Source organism: Pseudomonas sp. ICMP22404 (genome assembly GCF_006227205.1).
Lineage (GTDB): Bacteria > Pseudomonadota > Gammaproteobacteria > Pseudomonadales > Pseudomonadaceae > Aquipseudomonas.
In genome coordinates this window covers 65,487-85,146 of record NZ_VCNG01000002.1, presented here as the reverse complement: position 1 = coordinate 85,146, position 19,660 = coordinate 65,487, and the positions used below count along the sequence as shown (strand labels likewise).

General features: G+C 60.3%; 19 protein-coding genes. 15 read left to right on the top strand and 4 right to left on the bottom strand.

The features are described 5' to 3' along the window. Positions 1–20 precede the first annotated feature (20 nt). Positions 21–776, bottom strand: coding sequence for a precorrin-6A synthase (deacetylating) (gene cobF, locus FGE05_RS04145; protein WP_139641789.1), 756 nt, complete (start codon positions 774–776; stop codon positions 21–23). Further along, the gene (locus FGE05_RS04140; RefSeq protein WP_139641787.1) at positions 773–1,339 is read right to left on the bottom strand and encodes a histidine phosphatase family protein; all 567 of its coding nucleotides are present in this window, start codon (positions 1,337–1,339) and stop codon (positions 773–775) included. The genes cobF and FGE05_RS04140 overlap by 4 nt, the downstream gene beginning before the upstream one ends. Positions 1,340–1,625: 286 nt before the next feature. Here FGE05_RS04140 and FGE05_RS04135 point away from each other — a divergent pair, with 286 nt between their 5' ends. From FGE05_RS04135 to FGE05_RS04080, 11 genes are all read left to right on the top strand, one after another. After that, entirely contained in the window at positions 1,626–2,480 is an 855-nt protein-coding gene (locus FGE05_RS04135; protein WP_139641785.1) for a MurR/RpiR family transcriptional regulator, read from the top strand. A 2-nt stretch (positions 2,481–2,482) separates the two neighbouring features. After that, positions 2,483–3,127 (top strand): isochorismatase family cysteine hydrolase, encoded by a 645-nt coding sequence (locus FGE05_RS04130; protein ID WP_139641783.1) that lies wholly within the window; start codon positions 2,483–2,485, stop codon positions 3,125–3,127. After that, a complete protein-coding gene (locus FGE05_RS04125; RefSeq protein WP_139641781.1) occupies positions 3,124–4,473 on the top strand; it encodes a glutamine synthetase family protein in 1,350 nt (449 codons plus the stop codon). The genes FGE05_RS04130 and FGE05_RS04125 overlap by 4 nt, the downstream gene beginning before the upstream one ends. Beyond that, positions 4,457–5,209, top strand: coding sequence for an N-formylglutamate amidohydrolase (locus FGE05_RS04120; RefSeq protein WP_139641779.1), 753 nt, complete (start codon positions 4,457–4,459; stop codon positions 5,207–5,209). The genes FGE05_RS04125 and FGE05_RS04120 overlap by 17 nt, the downstream gene beginning before the upstream one ends. Before the next feature lie 61 nt (positions 5,210–5,270). Beyond that, entirely contained in the window at positions 5,271–6,620 is a 1,350-nt protein-coding gene (locus tag FGE05_RS04115) for an APC family permease (RefSeq protein WP_139641777.1), read from the top strand. A gap of 126 nt (positions 6,621–6,746) precedes the next feature. Next, the gene (locus FGE05_RS04110; protein WP_139641776.1) at positions 6,747–7,763 is read left to right on the top strand and encodes an arginine N-succinyltransferase; all 1,017 of its coding nucleotides are present in this window, start codon (positions 6,747–6,749) and stop codon (positions 7,761–7,763) included. Between the two features lie 49 nt (positions 7,764–7,812). After that, the gene (gene astA, locus FGE05_RS04105; RefSeq protein ID WP_139642492.1) at positions 7,813–8,847 is read left to right on the top strand and encodes an arginine N-succinyltransferase; all 1,035 of its coding nucleotides are present in this window, start codon (positions 7,813–7,815) and stop codon (positions 8,845–8,847) included. Between the two features lie 191 nt (positions 8,848–9,038). Continuing rightward, entirely contained in the window at positions 9,039–9,812 is a 774-nt protein-coding gene (locus tag FGE05_RS04100; RefSeq protein ID WP_257225584.1) for a hypothetical protein, read from the top strand. Beyond that, positions 9,809–10,468, top strand: a complete 660-nt coding sequence (locus tag FGE05_RS04095; RefSeq protein ID WP_139641774.1) for a transposase — start codon at positions 9,809–9,811, stop codon at positions 10,466–10,468. Before FGE05_RS04100 ends, FGE05_RS04095 begins: the two co-directional genes overlap by 4 nt. A gap of 19 nt (positions 10,469–10,487) precedes the next feature. After that, the gene (locus FGE05_RS04090; RefSeq protein WP_139641773.1) at positions 10,488–10,670 is read left to right on the top strand and encodes a hypothetical protein; all 183 of its coding nucleotides are present in this window, start codon (positions 10,488–10,490) and stop codon (positions 10,668–10,670) included. Between the two features lie 185 nt (positions 10,671–10,855). Beyond that, entirely contained in the window at positions 10,856–11,725 is an 870-nt protein-coding gene (locus FGE05_RS04080) for an oxaloacetate decarboxylase (protein ID WP_041022419.1), read from the top strand. 147 nt (positions 11,726–11,872) lie between these two features. Here the strand turns inward: FGE05_RS04080 and FGE05_RS04075 are convergent, their stop codons facing one another. Next, the gene (locus FGE05_RS04075; RefSeq protein ID WP_139641769.1) at positions 11,873–13,102 is read right to left on the bottom strand and encodes an acyl-CoA dehydrogenase; all 1,230 of its coding nucleotides are present in this window, start codon (positions 13,100–13,102) and stop codon (positions 11,873–11,875) included. Between the two features lie 189 nt (positions 13,103–13,291). Here FGE05_RS04075 and FGE05_RS04070 point away from each other — a divergent pair, with 189 nt between their 5' ends. The 3 genes from FGE05_RS04070 (at position 13,292) to FGE05_RS04060 (ending at position 15,846) form a co-directional block, all read left to right on the top strand. Beyond that, entirely contained in the window at positions 13,292–14,221 is a 930-nt protein-coding gene (locus tag FGE05_RS04070) for a LysR family transcriptional regulator (protein ID WP_139641767.1), read from the top strand. 171 nt (positions 14,222–14,392) lie between these two features. Beyond that, on the top strand, positions 14,393–14,791 hold the full coding sequence (locus tag FGE05_RS04065) for a MerR family DNA-binding transcriptional regulator (protein WP_024779786.1): 399 nt from the start codon (positions 14,393–14,395) through the stop codon (positions 14,789–14,791). 155 nt (positions 14,792–14,946) lie between these two features. Then, positions 14,947–15,846, top strand: a complete 900-nt coding sequence (locus tag FGE05_RS04060) for a hydroxymethylglutaryl-CoA lyase (RefSeq protein WP_139641765.1) — start codon at positions 14,947–14,949, stop codon at positions 15,844–15,846. Between the two features lie 650 nt (positions 15,847–16,496). On the opposite strand, the gene FGE05_RS04050 is transcribed toward FGE05_RS04060, so the two are convergent. Next, entirely contained in the window at positions 16,497–18,188 is a 1,692-nt protein-coding gene (locus FGE05_RS04050) for an AMP-binding protein (RefSeq protein ID WP_139641763.1), read from the bottom strand. A gap of 299 nt (positions 18,189–18,487) precedes the next feature. On the opposite strand from FGE05_RS04050, the gene FGE05_RS04045 reads away from it, so the two are divergent. Next, a complete protein-coding gene (locus tag FGE05_RS04045) occupies positions 18,488–19,651 on the top strand; it encodes an isovaleryl-CoA dehydrogenase (RefSeq protein ID WP_139641761.1) in 1,164 nt (387 codons plus the stop codon). Positions 19,652–19,660: the final 9 nt, after the last annotated feature.

Here is a 19,660-nt window from a genome sequence, read left to right as displayed (position 1 = left end):
GCAGCGGCGCCATTCGGATATCAACGCTTGCGCAGTAAATAGGTGTCCATGATCCACCCATTCGCCAACCGCGCCGCCTTGCGGGTACGCTCGATGTCATCGACCACATCCCCCAACCGACCGGCGATGAGCAGCTCATCCGGCGTCCCCAGGTAGGCGCCCCAATAAATATGCGTATCGGGATCGCTCACCTGGCGGTACGCATCCTCGGCATCGAGCATCACCACCACACTCGCCGCATCCCCCACCTGGCCCGCCGCCAGCCGCCGCCCGGTGGTGATCTCCAACGCGCCGCCAATGCTGCTCAACGGTACTTTGTGTTGCGCCGCGAGGGCCTGGACGCTGGTGATACCCGGAATCACCTCGAACTCGAAAATGCAGCGCCCCGTCTCAAGAAGGGTCTGCAGGATGCGGACGGTGCTGTCGTACAACGACGGATCGCCCCATACCAGGAAGCCGCCGCACTGCCCGTCGGACAGTTCTTCATTGATCCATCTTTCGAAGGTCGCCTGCTTCGCACGGTTCAGCTCTTCGACACTGCCGGTGTAGTCCGGATCGCCGCGGTGGCGCTCGGGACTGCTGGCTTCAACGAAACGATAGGGACGATCAACGATGTAGCGCGCGCAGATGTCACGCCGCAGGTCCAGCAGTGTGTGCTTGGCGGGGCCCTTGTCCATGAGAAAAACCACATCCACCCGATTCAGGGCCTTCACCGCTTGCATCGTCAGGTAATCCGGATCACCGGCGCCGATGCCGATGACTGAAAGCTTCTTCATGCCCGCAACTCCTGGGTGCGCAAGCGCCACACCCCGTTGAAACGCAACTCAAGGGAAGACAACGGTTCGACGTCGATCCGGTTGAAGGCGGCTGCCGGGCATTGCAACACGTTCATCAGGGCCGCCCGGATCACGAACGGATGAGTGATGGCCAGCAAGTGCCCCGGTTCATTTTCCAAGCTTGCCAACCAGTCCCCGACACGGCGGCACAGCCGGTCGATGGACTCACCGCCATGGGGAATCGCATGAGGATCATCGAGCCAGGCTTGCAGGTGTTCCGGTTCGGCCTGGAGCAACGCCTCGATGGATAACCCGCGCCACCGTCCCAGATCACAATCGGCCAGGGCCTGGACCACCCGGAATTCGTCGCCAAACAATGCCGCGGTCTGGCGGGTGCGCAGCTCAGGCCCGCACAGGACGTGCCCGACGTTTCGATACCCGTGACCAGCCTCCGGGCGCCTGGCGAGCCAGTCTGCGTCCAGTGATTCGTCCAGCGCGAAACGCGCCTGTTTCTGGGCGACGGTTCGGGCATGGCTGATCAAGGTCAGACGAGTGGCTTGCACGCGGGACGCTCACACTAACGGGGGTGGATACTGGGATATTTTCGTGTAGGCACCTTATATGAAATCAAATATCCGAGACAAAAAGTCGTTATGTCTGACACGGAAAAAAGCATTGGCTGACATACCACGCCATCCAAGCCTGGACCCCGCCCTACAGGACTTTCGCACCATTCTTGGGCATTTTAAACGAAACGTAAAAACCGCTGGACATGTAGTAGTCGCTACATAAATACTGTTTTCAGGAGTTATGAAAGATATTCAACACCCCATCCAGCAAGGAGCACGGATGCCGCCTCTCAGGGACCTTATTACCGATCCCGGCTTGATCTTGACGCCGTCGGAACGTAAGGTCGTACGTGCTCTGCTTGATCATTACCCGCGCAACGGCCTCGGTCCGATGTCGCGCCTGGCCGAACATGCCGGCGTCAGCGACCCGACCATCGTGCGGCTGGTCAAAAAACTTGGATTCGGCGGCTATGCCGAGTTCCAGGATGCGTTGCTGGTCGACATGGACCACCGACTGCGCTCTCCCCGCACGATGTTGCAGCCTCGGATCAAGTTGCAACAAGGTGACACCTGGAGCCAGTATCTGGTGGCCAGCCAGCGCAGCATCCTGGAAACCCAAGTCCTGACCCAGCCCGAAGACGTGCGCATTCTCGTGCAGTGGCTGCTCGACACCCGGCACCAGGTGCATTGCTTCGGCGGACGCTTCAGCAGCTTCCTCGCCCATTACCTGTTGAATCACCTGCGCCTGCTGCGGGCCGGCTGTTTTGCCCTGGAAGACAACGCCCAACTGCCGGATCGGCTGTTCGATGTGCAGCGCCAGGATGTGGTGCTGATTTTCGATTATCGTCGCTACCAGGCCCAGGCCCTTCGTGTTGCCAGCGCGGCCAAGGAACGCCATGCCCGAGTCGTGCTGTTCAGCGATATCTATGCCTCGCCATTGCGCGAACTGGCCGACCTGATTATCAGCGCGCCGGTGGAGTCAGTCTCAGCCTTCGATAGCCTGGTACCGGCACTGGCTCAGGTCGAAGCGCTGGTCGCCTGCCTGACGTTGCAATGCCCTGGCCTGGCCGAGCGCCTGGACGGTATCGATGCCTTGCGCACCGAGTTCAACACGCACTTGTTGGAGGAAAAATAAGGATGTTCTCGCTCCCTCACCGCTCCCCTCGGGATCTGCCGTTCACCCGCGACCACACGGCATTGCTGCTGGTCGACATGCAACGCGCCTGGCTGGAACCGCAGTTCGATGCGCACCTGGACACACCCGAGGCCGGCTATTTTATCCGCCGCGCCCGCCAGACTGTGATTCCCAACCAGCAACGGCTGCTCGACGGAGTGCGTGCAGCCCGGCAAAACGTGTTGCACACCCATATCGAAAGCCTCACCGCCGATGGCCGCGACCGCTCCCTGGACCACAAGCTGTCGGACATGCACTTGCCCAAGGGTAGCCCGCAGGCGCAGATCATCGCCGAGCTGGCGCCCCTGGAAAACGAGATCGTGCTGCCCAAGACCTCCTCGGGGGTCTTCAACTCCACCAATATCGACTACGTGCTGCGCAACCTGCAGGTCCGACACCTGATCGTCGCTGGCATCGTCACCGACCAATGCGTCGACATGGCCGTGCGCGACGCCGCCGACCGCGGTTATCTGGTCACCCTGGTGGAAGATGCCTGCGCCACGTACACCGAACAGCGTCACCTGGCCTGCCTGAACGCTATCAAGGGTTATTGCTGGATCAGCGACACCGACACCGTGCTCGGTCGCTTGCAGGAGATGCAACCATGAGCCGTCTCGAAGCCGCAACGCTCACTCCGCTGCCCGTCACCACGCTGGTGAGCACCGACCTGATCGGCGTGACCCGAGGGCGCTCGTTTCCCAGCGATGAACTGCCTCACTACGTCACTGCCGGTTGTGGCTGGGTACCGGCCAACAGCGCGCTGACGCCCCAGGACATCATTGCATCGACCAATCCCTGGGGGGCGTATGGCGACCTGCGGCTGGTGCCGGACCTGTCCAGCCGGGTCACCATCGGCAACGGTCCCGACGCCCAGGCCCCGGCGCTGGATTTCATCCATTGTGACGTGCGCGAGACTGACGGCCGGCCCTGGGGAGCTTGCCCACGCACGCTGTTGCATGACGAAGTGGAACGCTATCGCACCCAGTTGGGCTTGCAGGTCTTCGCCGCGTTCGAGCATGAGTTCAATCTCAAATCCCCCCAGCCCCAACCCGACCGCCTGGCCTTCAGCCTCCAGGCCCAGCGCCAGCAGGCCGGGTTCGCCGGGTGGCTGCTCAGTGCCCTGCGGGCCGGGGGCGTCGAACCAGAAATGTTCCTGCCCGAATACGGCAAGCATCAATATGAAATCACCTGTCGCCCGACCCTGGGCGTCGCCGCCGCCGATCGCGCGGTGAACGTGCGGGAAATCACCCGCGAGATCGCCCGGCAGATGGGCCTGGAGGCGAGCTTCGCGGCCAAGACGTCGGCAGAGGCCGTGTGCAACGGCGTACACCTGCACCTGAGCCTGCAGGACCTGGATGGCGATCCCGTGCTCCACGACAGCGCGAGCAGCAACGGCTTGTCCAGCCTCGGTCGACACTGGGCCGCCGGTGTGCTGCAGCATCTGCCGGCGCTGTGCGCGCTGACCGCGCCGACGCCGGTCTCCTACGAGCGCCTGCAACCCCATCATTGGAGCGCATCCTACGCTTGCCTGGGACAGCGCAACCGCGAAGCGGCGCTGCGCATCTGTCCGACCGTGAGCCTGGGGGGCAAGCCGCTGGCGAACCAGTACAACCTGGAATTCCGCGCCATGGACGCCACCGCGTCACCACACCTGGCGATGGCGGCCTTGCTGATCGCTGGACGACTGGGCATCGAGCAACGGCTGGCGCTCAATGCCGTCACCGATGAAATACCCGACGACTTGACTGAGGAAGAACGTCGAACTCGTGGCATTATCGCCCTGCCGACCACCCTGGCCCAGGCACTGGATTGCCTGCGTCACAGCGGAGCGTTGTTGGATGCCCTGCCCGGCCCGCTGGTCGAAACCTACTTCGCCTTGAAGGCTCAGGAACTGGCCTTGACCCAAGCGCTGTCACCTGCCGAGCGATGTGAGCACTATGCGCGAATCTATTGAGTGCGCCGAGTCGGGGCTTTACACCGAGCCGCCCTACCGGCTGATCCGGGAGAACGCCGAGCACCCATTGATATTGGTGTGCGAACACGCCAGCCGCTTCATCCCTGCCGCATTGAATGACCTGGGCCTGGACGAGACGGCGGCCAATGAACACATTGCCTGGGACATCGGTGCCCTGGCGCTGGCAGAACGTCTGTCCGAGACGCTCGGCGCAACCTTGCTGGCGGCCAACTATTCCCGCCTGCTGATCGACCTGAATCGCCCGCTCCACGTGCCGGACAGCGTCCCGCCCCAGAGCGAGATCTACCAGGTCCCGGGCAACCAGTCCCTGGACGAAGCCACTCGGCAGTATCGCCAGCAATGCCTGTTCCACCCGTTCCATGACCGGTTGCGGTCGCTGATCGACCAGCGCCTGGCCGACAACCGACCGACGCGAGTGGTGGGCATTCACAGTTTCACCCCCGTGTTCTACGGTCAGCCTCGCGCACTGGAAGCAGGCGTGCTGTTCGCCGAAGCCGCGGACTACGCCCAGCGCATTGTCGATGGGCTGAGCCGGCATTCGCTGCGGGTGGCAGGCAACCAGCCCTACCGGATCAACCCGTTGAGCGACATGACGGTCCCGGTCCACGGCGATGGTCGCGGCCTGGACTCGGTGTTGATCGAAGTGCGCAACGACCTGCTGCGCAGTCCCGAGGCGGTGCGCACCTGGAGCGCCTACCTGGCGCCGCTGCTGTGACGGGCAGCAACAAACGATAGAAAAAACAAAATCAATGATTGGCTGAAAAGGAGAACGGCTTGTGAGTATCGAGGCATTTGGCTACAAACAGGAATTGAAGCGCAGCCTGTCGCTCACGGACCTGGTGGTCTACGGGATGATCTTCATGATCCCCATCGCACCGTTTGGTGTGTATGGCTACGTGAACGCCGAGGCGCCGGGGATGGTCCCGCTGGCGTACATCATCGGCATGGTGGCGATGCTGTTCACCGCACTGAGCTACGGCAGCATGGCCCGGGCCTTCCCGGTGGCCGGTTCCGTCTATTCCTACGCCCAGAGAGGCCTCAACCCACACGTCGGCTTCATTGCCGGTTGGTTGATGCTGCTGGATTACCTGCTGATCCCGCCGCTGCTCTATGTCTACGCCGCCATGGCGCTGAATCACCTGTATCCGGACATTCCCAAGGTCGGTTTCATCCTCGCGTTCCTGGTGAGTGCGACCTTCGTCAACCTGCGGGGCATCACCTTCACAGCGCGGATGAACATCATTTTCCTGCTGGCCCAATTGGTGGTGCTGGGGATTTTCCTGTTCTACGCCTGGAATGCCCTGCACGGTGGGGCCGGTAACGGCCAGATGACCCTGGCGCCGCTGTACAGCCCGGAGCACTTCAACTTCGCCCTGCTGATGCAAGCCGTGTCGATCGCCGTATTGTCGTTCCTCGGGTTCGACGCCATCTCCACCCTGGCCGAAGAAATCAAAGGTGACCCGGGACGCAGCATCGGCAAGGCAGCACTGGTGACCTTGCTGGTGATGGGCGCGATTTTCGTGGTCCAGACCTGGATCGCCACGGACCTGGCGGCGGGCATGGGCTTCAAGTCCGCCGACACCGCCTTCTATGAAATCGCCGAACTGGCGGCCGGCAGTTGGCTGGCCACCCTGACCGCCGTCGCCACGGCGCTGGCGTGGGGCGTGGCGGTGGCGATCACCTCCCAGGCCGCGGTGTCGCGCCTGCTGTTCGGCATGGCTCGGGACGGCAAGCTGCCCAAGGTACTGGCCAAGGTCCATCCGAAGCACAACACGCCCTACATGAGCATCTATCTGGTGGCCGTGCTGTCATTGCTGATCTGCTACCTGTTCATCGACGCCGTTGACACCCTGACCTCCCTGGTCAACTTCGGCGCCTTGAGCGGCTTCATGCTGTTGCACATCACCGTGATCAACCACTACTGGCGCCGCCAACGGTCGGGCCAACTGATCCGTCACCTGATCTGCCCGCTGGTGGGTTTCGGCATCGTCGCGGCCATCATGTACAACATGGGCGTGGATGCACAGAAGCTGGGCCTGGTCTGGATTGCGGCGGGCCTGGTCTACCTGTGCGTGCTCAACAAGTTCGGCAGCCACACCGCCCTGCCCGACCCGGCAGGTCATTAAGATTCGGGGCTGGTCGCAGGGATCGGCCAGCCACGGCTGTAGTAGTAAGCGTTACAACGCGTGGACATCGACAGTGATCGTCAAGCCCGGTGCAGTCACCGGGCCCCTGGAACAGGAGTGCAATCCATGCTGGCCTTACGTCCAGTTCAGTTAAGCGATCTGCAACAACTGCAGCAGCTGGCCCGTGACAGCCTGGTGGGGGTCACCTCGCTTCCAGACGATACCGAGTGCCTGCGGGAAAAAATTCTCGATTCGTGTGCGTCCTTCGACACCGACGTGCAGAGCCCGGGCGGGGAAAATTACTTTTTCGTGCTGCAAGACCTGGCGTCCGGGCGCCTGGTGGGTTGTTCGGAAATTCTCGCCAGCACCGGGTGCAACGAACCGTTCTACAGCCTGCGCAACCGACCATTTTCCAGCGCCTCCCGGGAGCTGAACATCCGCCACGGCGTGCCGGCCCTGTCGCTGTGCCAGGACCTCAATGGCCAGACGCTGCTGCGCGGCTTCCACATCGACGCCGAACGGGTGCGCACGCCGGAGTCCGAGCTGCTGTCCCGAGCCCGGCTGCTGTTCATCGCCGCTCACCCGCCACGCTTCGCTGATTCGGTCATCACGCAACTCGTCGGTTTCAGCAGCGAAGACGGCCAATCGCCGTTCTGGGACGCCATCGGCCAGCATTTTTTCGACTTGCCTTACGCCGAAGCTGAACGCTTGTGCGGCCTGCAGAGCCGCAATTTCCTTGCCGAGCTGATGCCCCAGTACCCCATTTATGTCCCCATGCTGCCGCCTGCGGCCCAAGCCTGTATCGGCCAGGTGCACCCTGACGGCCAGGAAGCCTTCGACATCCTGGCGCGCGAGGGTTTTGAAACCAACAGCTACGTGGACCTCTTCGACGGTGGACCGACGCTGCACGCCCGCATCGCGAATATCCGCTCCATCGCCGAGAGTCGTATGGCTTCGGCCCGGCAGAGCCCGCAGATTGATGCCCGGGGTCGCTACCTGGTGAGCAACGACAACCTTGGAAACTACCGGGCGATCGTGGCTGAACTGGATGTCGGCACCGAGGACAGCATAGCCCTGACACCCGGGATGCTCGCCGCGCTGGACATCACCGACGGGCAACAAATCCGGGTGGTTGCCTTATGAACATCACGCAACGTCGTGTCCCAGGCCGACACAGTGAAGGAGCTGCATGATGATTGTCCGTCCGGTCGCCATCACCGACCTGCCTTCATTGCTGGACCTCGCCCGCTGCGCAGGCCCGGGATTCACCAGCCTGCCGGCCAATGAAGAACGCCTGGCCCATCGCATACGCTGGGCCCAGCGCACCTTTGCCGGACAAGTCGAGCGGGCCGACGCCGACTACCTGTTCGTACTCGAGGACGATGACCGGCAAGTGGTCGGGATCAGCGCCCTGACCGGCGCGGTCGGTCTGCGTGAGCCGTGGTACAACTATCGGGTCGGGGTCACGGTCAGCTCGGCGCCGAAGCTGGGCATCCAGCGGCAGATCCCCACCCTGTTCCTCAACAACGAGATGACCGGGCAATCGGAGATCTGCTCGTTGTTCCTGCATCCCGCCCAGCGCCAGGGTCATAACGGGCGGCTGCTGTCCTTGGCACGCCTGTTGTTCGTTGCAGAGTTCTCCCAGTTGTTCGGTGAAAAACTGATCGCCGAGTTACGCGGCCATGCCGACGAGCACGGTTGCTCGCCGTTCTGGGACAGCCTGGGACGTCACTTTTTCCAGAAAGACTTCAGCTACGCGGATCAGTTATCCGGCATGGGCAACAAATCGTTCATCGCCGAGTTGATGCCGCGCCAGCCGCTGTACACCTGCCTGCTCACCCAACAGGCCCAGGCCGTGATCGGCAAGGCCCACCCGAATACCGAGCCGGCCTTGAAGATTCTCGGCGCTGAAGGTTTCAGCCATAAGGGTTACATCGACATTTTCGATGGCGGCCCGGTGATCGAAGCGCCGGTCTCGAATATCCGCAGCATCCGCGACAGCCAGTCACTGGTCCTGGACGTCGGCTCGCCGGACGAACAAGCCCCCGTCTGGCTGATCCACAATCGGCGCCTGGAAAACTGCCGCGTCACCAGCGCCAGGGCCCATCAGAACGGTCACAGCCTGGTAATCGACCGTCTCACCGCCAAACGCCTGCAGGTGCAGCCAGGCGATACGGTGCGTGCCGTGCCGCTGCTCGCGCAAGGGCGACAGGCTGTGGCGGCGTAGCAAGTACACAAGAGTCACCTGCAGCTCCTGGATCAATAACGGCCGGTCGGCAGGGTTCGCCACCCTGCTCCTGGCAACTAGACCAAAGAGAATTAGTTGACTCGTAATACTTGTCGACAATTCCTTAGTTGCCGCTCCCCCCACACAAAACTCATACTTTCTCGCATCGACCCACTGCTGCGAAAACGCTCATGATCAAAGATCTAATTACCAAAAACTTTTCGCCCGAGCATATAGCAAAAAAAATAAAAACATTAGACATGACCGCGCAAGTCAACCAACTGATTAGCCACCTGAATAGTCAACCGTCGTTTGCCAAGGCACAGTCCCGGCGTGCGACCCTCATGAACATCTCCAATCCGCATACCGGAACCCTGCTGTTGCATTGCACTGACATCGGCAATATCAGCATCAGGACACCCACGCCCAACAGCGCTCTTTCGCCCCTCTATTCGGTGCCCGGCCAAAGCATTCTATTTGCGTTGGAGCAGCCGTTCGATGTGCAACTTTATGCGCGCCATGAGCATCAACTGCAACGACTAGACAGCGTTATCGTTGACCAGAAAACCCCGCTCATCCTTGACGGCAGTCGCACAGTATTCGACTACGCGCCAACAGAACGGAAAGCTGCCCAGTTAACAGGTCGAATCAACTTGCTGGACAGAAGTTCCGACATCAGCGTATTCGATCGCCTATCGCTGCAGAAAATAGCCTGGTTGCCTCACGACGAAAGCGCCGCCCGGTTCCTGGTGAGCCTGGAATTGCTCGAAACCCTCCGCGACCCCGGAGGAGCGAAGGTTGCCGAAGAACTGCTTTATCATTACCACCCGGCTGTGGCGTGGAAAGCCTTCCAGTTGCTTTATCAAGCTGACCCGCACAAGGCATTGAACTATGTCCCGCTGTTAAAAAAACTCAAGAACCCACGCCTGGACAATTTGCTTTCTCCCTTGGAGAAGGCGGCATGAACCTGGAAACATTTATCGCGCGCTTGAATACCTATGATTTGCAGCGCGACAAGGACTGCATCATTGACGACCTGCGTCAGTTGGCTTCAAACCGTTCTTTATTAAGCGAGCATCTTTATGCTTCGATCCAGCAGGATGGGTTCAGTACACGCAACAGTCTCTACAATGCCTATGCATTTGTACTGCACAGTAATGATCTATTCACCCTACGCCTCGGATTCTGGTCGCCGGTCAACCTGCATGATGAACATGAAACCTTTATCTATGACCTGAACCACAGTCATGACTTTGAAATGTATGTCGTCGGCTACAGTGGCGATGGCTACACGACAATCATCCGCGAAATACTGGACGACCTGCCATTGCAAGCAGGCAAGATTCCCCGACTGGGAAAACAACGCAGTGTCAAACTTTCGCCCGGCAAAGTTTTATATATGCCGGCCTTGAAGGAAATCCATAAACAGATCGCTCCCCAATCCATGTCCGCATCATTGAGTCTGCTTATTCATCCAGAACACTCGATCCGCGCTGACGAAGCCTGGTGTTTTGATGAGCATTACACGCCGCTTTACCCCGGTATCGCTGCGCAAGAGACAGCACTGTTCACACAGGTGCTGTCATTGCTCCCCCCTCGGCAGTCGTTTGCTGCCCAATAACCAAAAGAAGGAAGAAACCGTGAATAATCCAATGAACAATTGGGATGAAACCCCCATGTTGCGCGCCGCAGCCAATGTGGTCGATACCGCCATGCAGCTCACCAGCGAGATCCAATGCACCATTCCGGGGTTCCCAACGCGCTTCAACGTTGGAAACATCCATGAAATCAAGCAGATCTGGAGCGTGCCGACCCAGGACTGATCAGCCTCCGGAGGATCGATCCCTGCGGGCCGCAGACCTTCCAGGCCTGCGGCCTTTTTTCGATGCGCGGCAAACATGGCCCATGCGCATTCGTCATCATCTTTACGCTTGCCACGTGATAGCCTTTGGTTCTTTCGGCGTTGACATTTTTGCTCAAGCCCTTCCATTCCATTGGTGGAACTCATATGTCCAGGCTTTCCCATCAAGATTTACGTCGTAACTTCCGCCAACTCCTGGCTTCCCAGACCTGCTATCACACCGCATCGGTGTTTGACCCGATGTCGGCGCGCATTGCCGCCGACCTGGGTTTTGAAGTGGGGATCCTCGGAGGCTCGGTTGCGTCGTTGCAAGTATTGGGGGCACCGGACTTTGCGTTGATCACCCTCAGCGAGTTTGCCGAACAGGCCACCCGCATCGGCCGTGTGGCCCAGCTGCCGGTGATCGCCGATGCCGACCACGGCTATGGCAACGCCCTGAACGTGATGCGCACCATCATCGAACTCGAACGCGCCGGCGTGGCGGCTCTCACCATCGAAGACACCCTGCTGCCGGCCCAGTTCGGCCGCAAATCCACCGACCTGATCGGCGTGGCCGAAGGCGTCGGCAAGATACGCGCGGCGCTGGAAGCGCGGGTCGATCCGGAAATGGCGATCATCGCTCGCACCAACGCCGGGATCCTGCCAGTCCAGGAAATCATCAGCCGTACCCAGCAATACGAACGTGCCGGCGCGGACGGGATTTGCATGGTGGGCGTGCAGGACTTCGAGCACCTGGAGAAGATCAGTGAAAATCTGACGGTGCCGTTGATGCTCGTCACCTATGGCAATCCGCTGCTGCGCGACGACAAACGCCTGGCCGAACTGGGCGTGCGGGTGACTATCGACGGTCACGGCGCCTACTTCGCCGCGATCAAGGCCACCTACGACAGCCTGCGCGAACAACGGCAGATCTTCACCCAGGCCTCTGACCTCAGCGCCACCGAGCTGACCCACACCTACACCCAGCCCGAGGAATACATCCGTTGGGCCGAGGAGTACATGAGCGTCAAGGAATAACTGCGAAATGTGTGTTCACCACAGATCCTCTGTGGGAGCCGAGCTTGCTCGCGATGGCGGAGGGTCAGCCGACTGAAAGAGTGGCTGTGATACCGTCATCGCGAGCAAGCTCGGCTCCCACAGGGGCTTGTGGTGAATGCCAAGCCCTCAGCGCTCGCTACGCAACATCTCCTTGGGCACGTACTTGCCGATTTCAAACTTGCCGATGGCGGCGCGGTGCACTTCGTCCGGGCCGTCGGCCAGGCGCAGGGTGCGCTGCATGGCATACATGTAGGCCAGCGGGAAATCGTTGGACACCCCGGCACCGCCGTGGATCTGGATCGCCCGGTCGATGACCTTCAGGGCCACATTCGGCGCAACCACCTTGATCTGGGCGATTTCGCTTTTCGCGACCTTGTTGCCGACAGTGTCCATCATGTAGGCCGCTTTCAAGGTCAGCAGACGAGCCATGTCGATTTCCATCCGCGAGTCGGCGATCTTGTCGACGTTGCCCCCCAGGCGCGCCAGCGGTTTACCGAACGCGGTGCGACTGACGGCGCGCTTGCACATCAACTCCAGCGCCCGCTCGGCCATGCCGATGGAGCGCATGCAGTGATGGATACGGCCCGGGCCGAGGCGACCCTGAGCAATTTCAAAGCCGCGTCCTTCACCCAGCAAGACGTTTTCGTACGGCACCCGCACGTTATCGAACAACACTTCGGCGTGACCGTGGGGCGCATCGTCGTAACCGAATACCGGCAGCGGCCGCACGATCTTGACCCCGGGAGTGTCCACCGGCACCAGGATCATCGAATGCTGGGCATGGCGTGGCGCATCGGGATTGCTCAGCCCCATGAAGATCAGGATCTTGCAACGCGGGTCACAGGCCCCCGAGGTCCACCACTTCTTACCGTTGATCACCCATTGGTCACCCTCGCGCTCGGCGCGGGCGGCCATGTTGGTGGCATCCGAAGACGCCACGTCCGGTTCGGTCATGGCGAAGGCCGAGCGGATCTCGCCTCGCAGCAGCGGTTCCAACCAGCGTTGCTTCTGTTCTTCATTGGCGTAACGCACCAGTACTTCCATGTTGCCGGTGTCCGGCGCCGAGCAGTTGAACGGCTCCGGCCCCAACAACGAACGGCCCATGATCTCTGCCAGCGGTGCGTACTCAAGGTTGGTCAGGCCAGCCCCCAGTTCGGACTCGGGCAGGAAAAGATTCCACAGGCCTTCGGCTTTGGCCTTGGCCTTGAGCTCTTCCATGATGGCAGTGGGCTGCCAGCGATCACCTTCGGCCACTTGCCGTTCGAACACCGCTTCGGCCGGGTAGACGTAGGCATCCATGAACGCCGTGACGCGTTCACGCAATTCCTGAACCTTGGGGGAATAGGCAAAATCCATGGGCAGCACCTTCTGGGCAGAGGTTGATTTCAGATCATGAAATCGATGCTAGTTCAGCTACGAAAATTTACCTAACCTATTCTCGGCGTGTATTAACATTCATCACCGATATATGGTTCACTGATTCCATCGCCATCCGACACCTCACGACACGCCCGAGAAACCGTCTAAAAACAAGAGTGCAGCGCCATGAATCTGAGCAAGGTCGACCTCAATCTCTTCATCGTCTTCGATGCGATCTACACCGAAGCCAACCTGACCCGCGCCGGGCAGATCGTCGGTATCACTCAGCCGGCCGTGTCCAACGCCCTGGCGCGCTTGCGGGAAACCTTCAACGACCCGCTGTTCGTGCGCACCGCCCAGGGCATGGTGCCCACGCCCATGGCCCAGAACATCATCGGCCCGGTCCGCAATGCGCTGTCGCTGCTGCGGGTGTCGGTGCAGGAAAGCCGGATTTTCAACCCGCTGCAGGCCGTCAAGACCTACCGCATCAGCATGACCGACCTCACCGAAGGCGTGATCCTGCCGCCCCTGTTCCAGCGCCTGCGGCGCCTGGCGCCGACCGTGGCCATCGAGAGTTTTCTGTCCAAGCGCCGCGAAACCACCAAGGAACTGGCTGCCGGCCGGCTCGATTTCGCCGTCGACGCCCCGCTCAATACCGACCCGCAGGTGCGTCACGTCAAACTGATGGAAGACCGTTACGTATGTGCCATGCGCAAGGGCCATCCCTTGGCGGGCAAGGAAAAAATCAGCCTCGATGACTATCTCGCCCAGACCCACGTGCATATCTCCAGCCGCCGCAATGGGCTGGGCTATGTCGACCTGGCCCTGGGCAAGATGGGCATCCAGCGCAAGATCGCCCTGCGCTCACAGCATTACTTGATGGCCTCCCAGGTATTGCAGCAGACCGACATGGTCATGACCGTTCCCGAACGGTTTGCCCGTCGCCATGACCTGCATGCCTTCCAACTGCCGGTCAACGATGTACCGCCGGTGGAAACCCATCTCTATTGGCACGAAAGCACCGACCAGGACCCGGCCAACCGCTGGATGCGCGAGCAGATGATCGAGTTGTGCCAGCAGGTGACGGCCCATGAGAAAAAGCTTGAGAACGCGTAGGGGATCCATGGTGGGAGCGAGCCTGCTCGCGATGGCGGCAGATCAATCAACAACGAGGTTGGCCGATCCACCGCTATCGCGAGCAGGCTCGCTCCCACCGGTTTCATTGCTTGACGTGAACGTCAACCTGACATTAGCTTAGCGCCAGCCCCTATCGTTTCGAGCGCGTCCATGAGCAGTCAGACCTATAGCATCTCCGACCTCGCCCGGGAACTGGACATCACCACCCGGGCCATCCGTTTTTATGAAGAGCAAGGCCTGCTGAGCCCGGAGCGACGGGGTCAGGAGCGCATCTACTCACCGCGGGACAAAGTCAGCCTGAAATTGATCCTGCGGGGCAAGCGCATCGGTTTTTCCCTGGCCGAGTGCCGCGAGTTGATCGAACTCTACGACCCCTCCAGCGGTAACCAGAAACAACTGCACAGCATGCTGGCGAAAATCACCGAGCGCCGGGAGCAACTCGAACAGCAACTGCTGGACATCGAACAGATGAAGCTTGAGCTCGACACCGCCGAAGAACGCTGCATCCAGGCACTGGAGCAGACGCTCAAGGGTCAGGAAGCTGTATAGCTGTCCTACCCATTGTGGGAGCGAGCCTGCTCGCGATAGCGGTTTAACCGCCAACATCAATGTTGTTTGACATACCGCTATCGCGAGCAGGCTCGCTCCCACATTGGATCGCCGTCGCCCCCGGTATATTGGCAACCCATTAAAGGTCTATCCCCATGTCCCTTCCCTCCTTTGTACGCTTGATCGAAGTCGGCCCCCGCGACGGTCTGCAGAATGAAGCACAACCCATCAGCGTCGCCGACAAGGTGCACCTGGTGGATGCACTGAGTGCCGCCGGCCTGGGTTACATCGAAGTCGGCAGCTTTGTCTCGCCCAAGTGGGTCCCACAGATGGCCGGTTCCGCCGAGGTGTTCGCGCAGATCCAGCGCAAACCCGGCGTCACTTATGGCGCCCTGGCACCGAACCTGCGAGGGTTTGAGGACGCGCTGGCGGCCGGCGTGAAGGAAGTGGCGGTATTCGCCGCCGCGTCCGAAGCGTTCTCCCAGCGCAACATCAACTGTTCCATCAAGGAAAGCCTGGAGCGCTTCGCGCCGATCATGGAAGCCGCCAAGCGCAACGGGGTCAGTGTGCGCGGCTACGTTTCCTGCGTGCTGGGCTGCCCTTACGAAGGCGCCGTCAAACCCGAGCAAGTGGCCTGGGTCGCCCGCGAGCTATATGCAATGGGCTGTTACGAGGTGTCCCTGGGCGACACCATCGGCACAGGCACCGCTGGCGCCACGCGCAAGCTGTTCGAAGTGGTTTCGGCGGACGTTCCCCGGGACAAACTCGCCGGTCATTTCCATGACACCTACGGCCAGGCCTTAGCGAACCTGTATGCCAGCCTGCTCGAGGGCATCGCCGTGTTCGACAGCTCCATCGCCGGCCTCGGCGGTTGCCCCTATGCCAAGGGAGCCAGCGGTAACGTCGCCACCGAAGACGTGCTGTACCTGCTCAATGGCCTGGGCATTGAAACCGGCGTCGACCTGGACGCGCTGATCGCCGCGGGTCGACAGATCTGTGACGTACTCGGGCGCCCGACCGGTTCCCGCGTCGCCAAGGCACGCTATGCCCAATGAGGTGTTACCGCACCGGCTGTGAAACGAGTAACACGGAAACAATTTGTCAGATCCATTCCGTCACTTTATTCGACCAAAAAACACAAGATATTGATTTATAAAGGATTTTAAAAGTTGGCACGACACCTGCTATCTCTCTGGCATAACAAGAATAAAAAAAAGCGACAAACCCAATAAAAACAAGACGAAACGACTCTGACATAACAAAAACAACACGGCAGAGACGCAGCTAACAGATTTTTTTGGAGAAGATAGGCTTTTCAGGGTGCTCTCAGGAGCAACCCGCAACCGGGCAGAGAACAATAAGACTACCTTCAGGTAGGACCCGAATCGGTTGGATCGCAAGGCGAAAAAAGCAGATCAGCGCTCAAAAAAATACGTTTGCTCTTGATCCCGGATGGGGATCGCCCAAAACAGCGGTAAAGGGTCACGGCTACCAAAAACAACAACAGGCCGCCCCTCAATAATAAAAAAGAGCACGCGACGACAAAATTAAAGGGGAGCTTCGGCTCCCCTTTGTGCTGTCTGGTGATTGGCTTTTTTTTGTGGGAGCGAGCCTGCTCGCGATGAGGCCGTGTCAATCGACATCCCTATCAACTGACAGACCGCTATCGCGAGCAGGCTCGCTCCCACAGGTGTTGTGGCGAGTCTTATCGATCGCGCAGTTCTTCGATGCTGATCTCACGCATGCGGAATTTCTGGATCTTGCCGGTCACCGTCATCGGGAACTCCTCGACGAACTTGAAGTAACGTGGCGTCTTGAAGTGGGCGATGCGCGTCTTGCACCAGGCCTGCAACTCCTGTTCGGTCACGCTGTGCCCGGGATGGAACTTGATCCAGGCCACGATCTCTTCGCCGTAGCGCGAACAAGGGATGCCGATCACCTGCACATCGGCCACCGCAGGATGAGTGAAGAAGAACTCTTCCAACTCACGCGGGTAAATATTCTCGCCACCCCGGATGATCATGTCCTTGTTACGTCCGACAATGCGGACGTAACCCTGCTCGTCCATGGTCGCCAGGTCACCGGTGCGCATCCAGCCATCCCCGTCGATGGCCTCGGCGGTGCCCTTGGGGTTGTTCCAGTAACCGAGCATCACGCTGTAGCCACGGGTACACAGCTCGCCGATGGTGCCACGGGGGACGATGTCGCCGGCCTCGTCGATAATTTTGCTTTCCAGTTGCGGCTGAGTGCGGCCGACGGTGGTAACGCGCAACTCCAGTTCGTCTGAAGGACCGGTCTGCAACGACACCGGGCTGGTTTCCGTCATGCCATAGGCAATCTGCACCTCGCTCATGTGCATGTCGTTGATCACCCGCCGCATCACTTCGATCGGGCAGGTCGAGCCGGCCATGATCCCGGTGCGCAGGCTGGACAAGTCGAACCCACGTCGCTGCGGTTGATCCAGCATGGCGATGAACATGGTCGGCACACCGTATAGCGCGGTGGCTTTTTCCTCGGCCACGGTGCTCAGGGTCAGCAAGGGGTCAAAGGCGTCGTTGGGGTAGATCATGGTACTGCCGTGGGTCAGGCAGCCCAGGTTCCCCATGACCATGCCGAAGCAATGGTAGAGCGGCACCGGGATCACTAGCCGGTCATTGGCGCTGAGCTCCAGGCTTTCGCCCACCATATAGCCGTTGTTGAGAATGTTGCGGTGGCTGAGGGTCGCGCCCTTGGGAAATCCGGTGGTGCCTGAGGTGTACTGGATGTTCACCGGTTGCTCGACATGCAGGCTGGTCGCGCGCTCGGCCAGCTCTTCAGGCGAAACCGCCGTGCCCAGGTCTGCCAGTTGCGACCAGGGTAGAAACCCTGACGGTGGCTGGGGATCGAGACTGATCACACCCCGCAGGTCCGGCAAGCGTTCGCAGTTCAACTGGCCGATCGACTGTTCCGCCAGCTCCGGCACGAGGGTTTGCAGCATGGCGTGATAGTCCGAAGTCTTGAACGCCCCGGCGCACACCAACCACTGGCACCCGGACTGCTTGAGCACGTATTCCAGCTCGGAACTGCGGTAGGCCGGGTTGATGTTGACCAGGATCACACCGATCTTCGCGCTGGCGAACTGGCTGATGCACCACTGGGCGCAATTGGGGGCCCACACGCCGAGACGATCACCGGTTTTCAGGCCCAACGCCAGCAAGGCCCGGGCGTGCAGATCGACCGCTTCAGCCAGTTGCCGCCAGGTATAACGCAGCGCTTGATGGCGAACCACCAACGCCTCGTTATCGGGGTAACGGGCCACGGTCTGGTCAAAAGCCTGGCCGATGGTCTGCGTCAACAAGGCCTTGGCCTGGGAGCCGCGGGTGTAGCTGAGCTGCGAATGCGAACCGGGTTGATCCATGACGCCCCCTCTTGTCTTTATTAGTGGGTTGCTACGCTTGAACCTGTGAAGCCAAAGCCCGTGGGAGCCAAGCTTGCTCGCGATGAAGGCGCCTCGGTTCAACGCCGGAAAATGGCGTTATCGTTCATCGCGAGCAAGCTCGTCTCCCACAGGGTCACGCCGTCAGCCGCATCTACTCTGGACCAAGTTGACGTTAACGTAAAGGTGATTGACAGTCATTTATTGCAGGCTTACGTTAACGTAAAGGTGAGAGCACTCTTGTCCCTCTCCACACCCGATAAAAAAGCCAAAGGTGTCCCATGAGCTACCCATCCCTGAATTTTGCCCTCGGTGAAACCATCGACATGTTGCGCGACCAGGTGCAGGCCTTCGTCAAGGCCGAGCTGGCGCCTCGGGCGGCGCAGATCGATGTCGACAACCTGTTCCCCGCCGACATGTGGCGCAAGTTCGGCGACATGGGCCTGTTGGGTATCACCGTACCGGAAGAACACGGCGGCGCCGGCCTGGGCTACCTGGCCCACGTGGTGGCGATGGAGGAAATCAGCCGCGGTTCGGCCTCGGTCGCCCTCTCCTACGGCGCCCATTCCAACCTCTGCGTCAACCAGATCAACCGCAACGGCAACCACGAGCAGAAATCCAAATACCTGCCGAAGCTGATCAGCGGCGAACACATCGGCGCCCTCGCCATGAGCGAGCCGAACGCCGGCTCCGACGTGGTTTCCATGAAACTGCGGGCCGACAAGCGCGGCGATCATTACGTGCTCAACGGCAGCAAGACCTGGATCACCAATGGCCCCGACGCCAACACCTACGTGATCTACGCCAAGACCGACCTGGAAAAAGGCCCCCACGGCATCACCGCATTCATCGTCGAGCGTGACTGGAAAGGCTTCAGCCGTAGCAACAAGTTCGACAAGCTCGGCATGCGCGGCTCCAACACCTGCGAGTTGTTCTTCGACGACGTCGAAGTGCCGGAAGAGAACATCCTCGGTGTGCTCAACGGCGGCGTCAGGGTCCTGATGAGTGGCCTGGACTACGAACGGGTGGTGTTGTCCGGCGGTCCCACCGGGATCATGCAGGCGTGCATGGACCTGATCGTGCCCTACATCCACGATCGCAAGCAGTTCGGCCAGAGCATCGGCGAATTCCAACTGATCCAGGGCAAGGTGGCCGACATGTACACCCAGCTCAACGCCAGCCGCGCCTATCTGTATGCGGTGGCCCAGGCCTGCGAGCGCGGCGAAACCGCCCGCAAGGATGCCGCCGGGGTGATCCTCTACACCGCCGAGCGCGCCACGCAAATGGCCTTGGATGCCATCCAGATCCTGGGCGGCAATGGTTACATCAACGAATTTCCGGCCGGGCGTCTGCTACGTGACGCCAAGTTGTACGAAATTGGTGCCGGCACCAGTGAGATCCGTCGGATGCTGATCGGTCGCGAACTGTTCAACGAAACCCGCTAACGGAGCTGA

What these genes read in the sequence shown, in the direction of transcription:
- FGE05_RS04060 (WP_139641765.1), top strand. Translation starts at nt 14,947, where the DNA reads ATGTCCCTTCCCTCCTTTGTACGCTTGATCGAAGTCGGCCCCCGCGAC.
- FGE05_RS04095 (WP_139641774.1), top strand. Translation starts at nt 9,809, where the DNA reads ATGAACCTGGAAACATTTATCGCGCGCTTGAATACCTATGATTTGCAG.
- FGE05_RS04110 (WP_139641776.1), top strand. Translation starts at nt 6,747, where the DNA reads ATGCTGGCCTTACGTCCAGTTCAGTTAAGCGATCTGCAACAACTGCAG.
- FGE05_RS04080 (WP_041022419.1), top strand. Translation starts at nt 10,856, where the DNA reads ATGTCCAGGCTTTCCCATCAAGATTTACGTCGTAACTTCCGCCAACTC.
- FGE05_RS04120 (WP_139641779.1), top strand. Translation starts at nt 4,457, where the DNA reads ATGCGCGAATCTATTGAGTGCGCCGAGTCGGGGCTTTACACCGAGCCG.
- FGE05_RS04125 (WP_139641781.1), top strand. Translation starts at nt 3,124, where the DNA reads ATGAGCCGTCTCGAAGCCGCAACGCTCACTCCGCTGCCCGTCACCACG.
- astA (WP_139642492.1), top strand. Translation starts at nt 7,813, where the DNA reads ATGATTGTCCGTCCGGTCGCCATCACCGACCTGCCTTCATTGCTGGAC.
- FGE05_RS04135 (WP_139641785.1), top strand. Translation starts at nt 1,626, where the DNA reads ATGCCGCCTCTCAGGGACCTTATTACCGATCCCGGCTTGATCTTGACG.
- FGE05_RS04050 (WP_139641763.1), bottom strand. Translation starts at nt 18,188, where the DNA reads ATGGATCAACCCGGTTCGCATTCGCAGCTCAGCTACACCCGCGGCTCC.
- FGE05_RS04045 (WP_139641761.1), top strand. Translation starts at nt 18,488, where the DNA reads ATGAGCTACCCATCCCTGAATTTTGCCCTCGGTGAAACCATCGACATG.
- cobF (WP_139641789.1), bottom strand. Translation starts at nt 776, where the DNA reads ATGAAGAAGCTTTCAGTCATCGGCATCGGCGCCGGTGATCCGGATTAC.
- FGE05_RS04075 (WP_139641769.1), bottom strand. Translation starts at nt 13,102, where the DNA reads ATGGATTTTGCCTATTCCCCCAAGGTTCAGGAATTGCGTGAACGCGTC.
- FGE05_RS04130 (WP_139641783.1), top strand. Translation starts at nt 2,483, where the DNA reads ATGTTCTCGCTCCCTCACCGCTCCCCTCGGGATCTGCCGTTCACCCGC.
- FGE05_RS04100 (WP_257225584.1), top strand. Translation starts at nt 9,039, where the DNA reads ATGATCAAAGATCTAATTACCAAAAACTTTTCGCCCGAGCATATAGCA.
- FGE05_RS04065 (WP_024779786.1), top strand. Translation starts at nt 14,393, where the DNA reads ATGAGCAGTCAGACCTATAGCATCTCCGACCTCGCCCGGGAACTGGAC.
- FGE05_RS04070 (WP_139641767.1), top strand. Translation starts at nt 13,292, where the DNA reads ATGAATCTGAGCAAGGTCGACCTCAATCTCTTCATCGTCTTCGATGCG.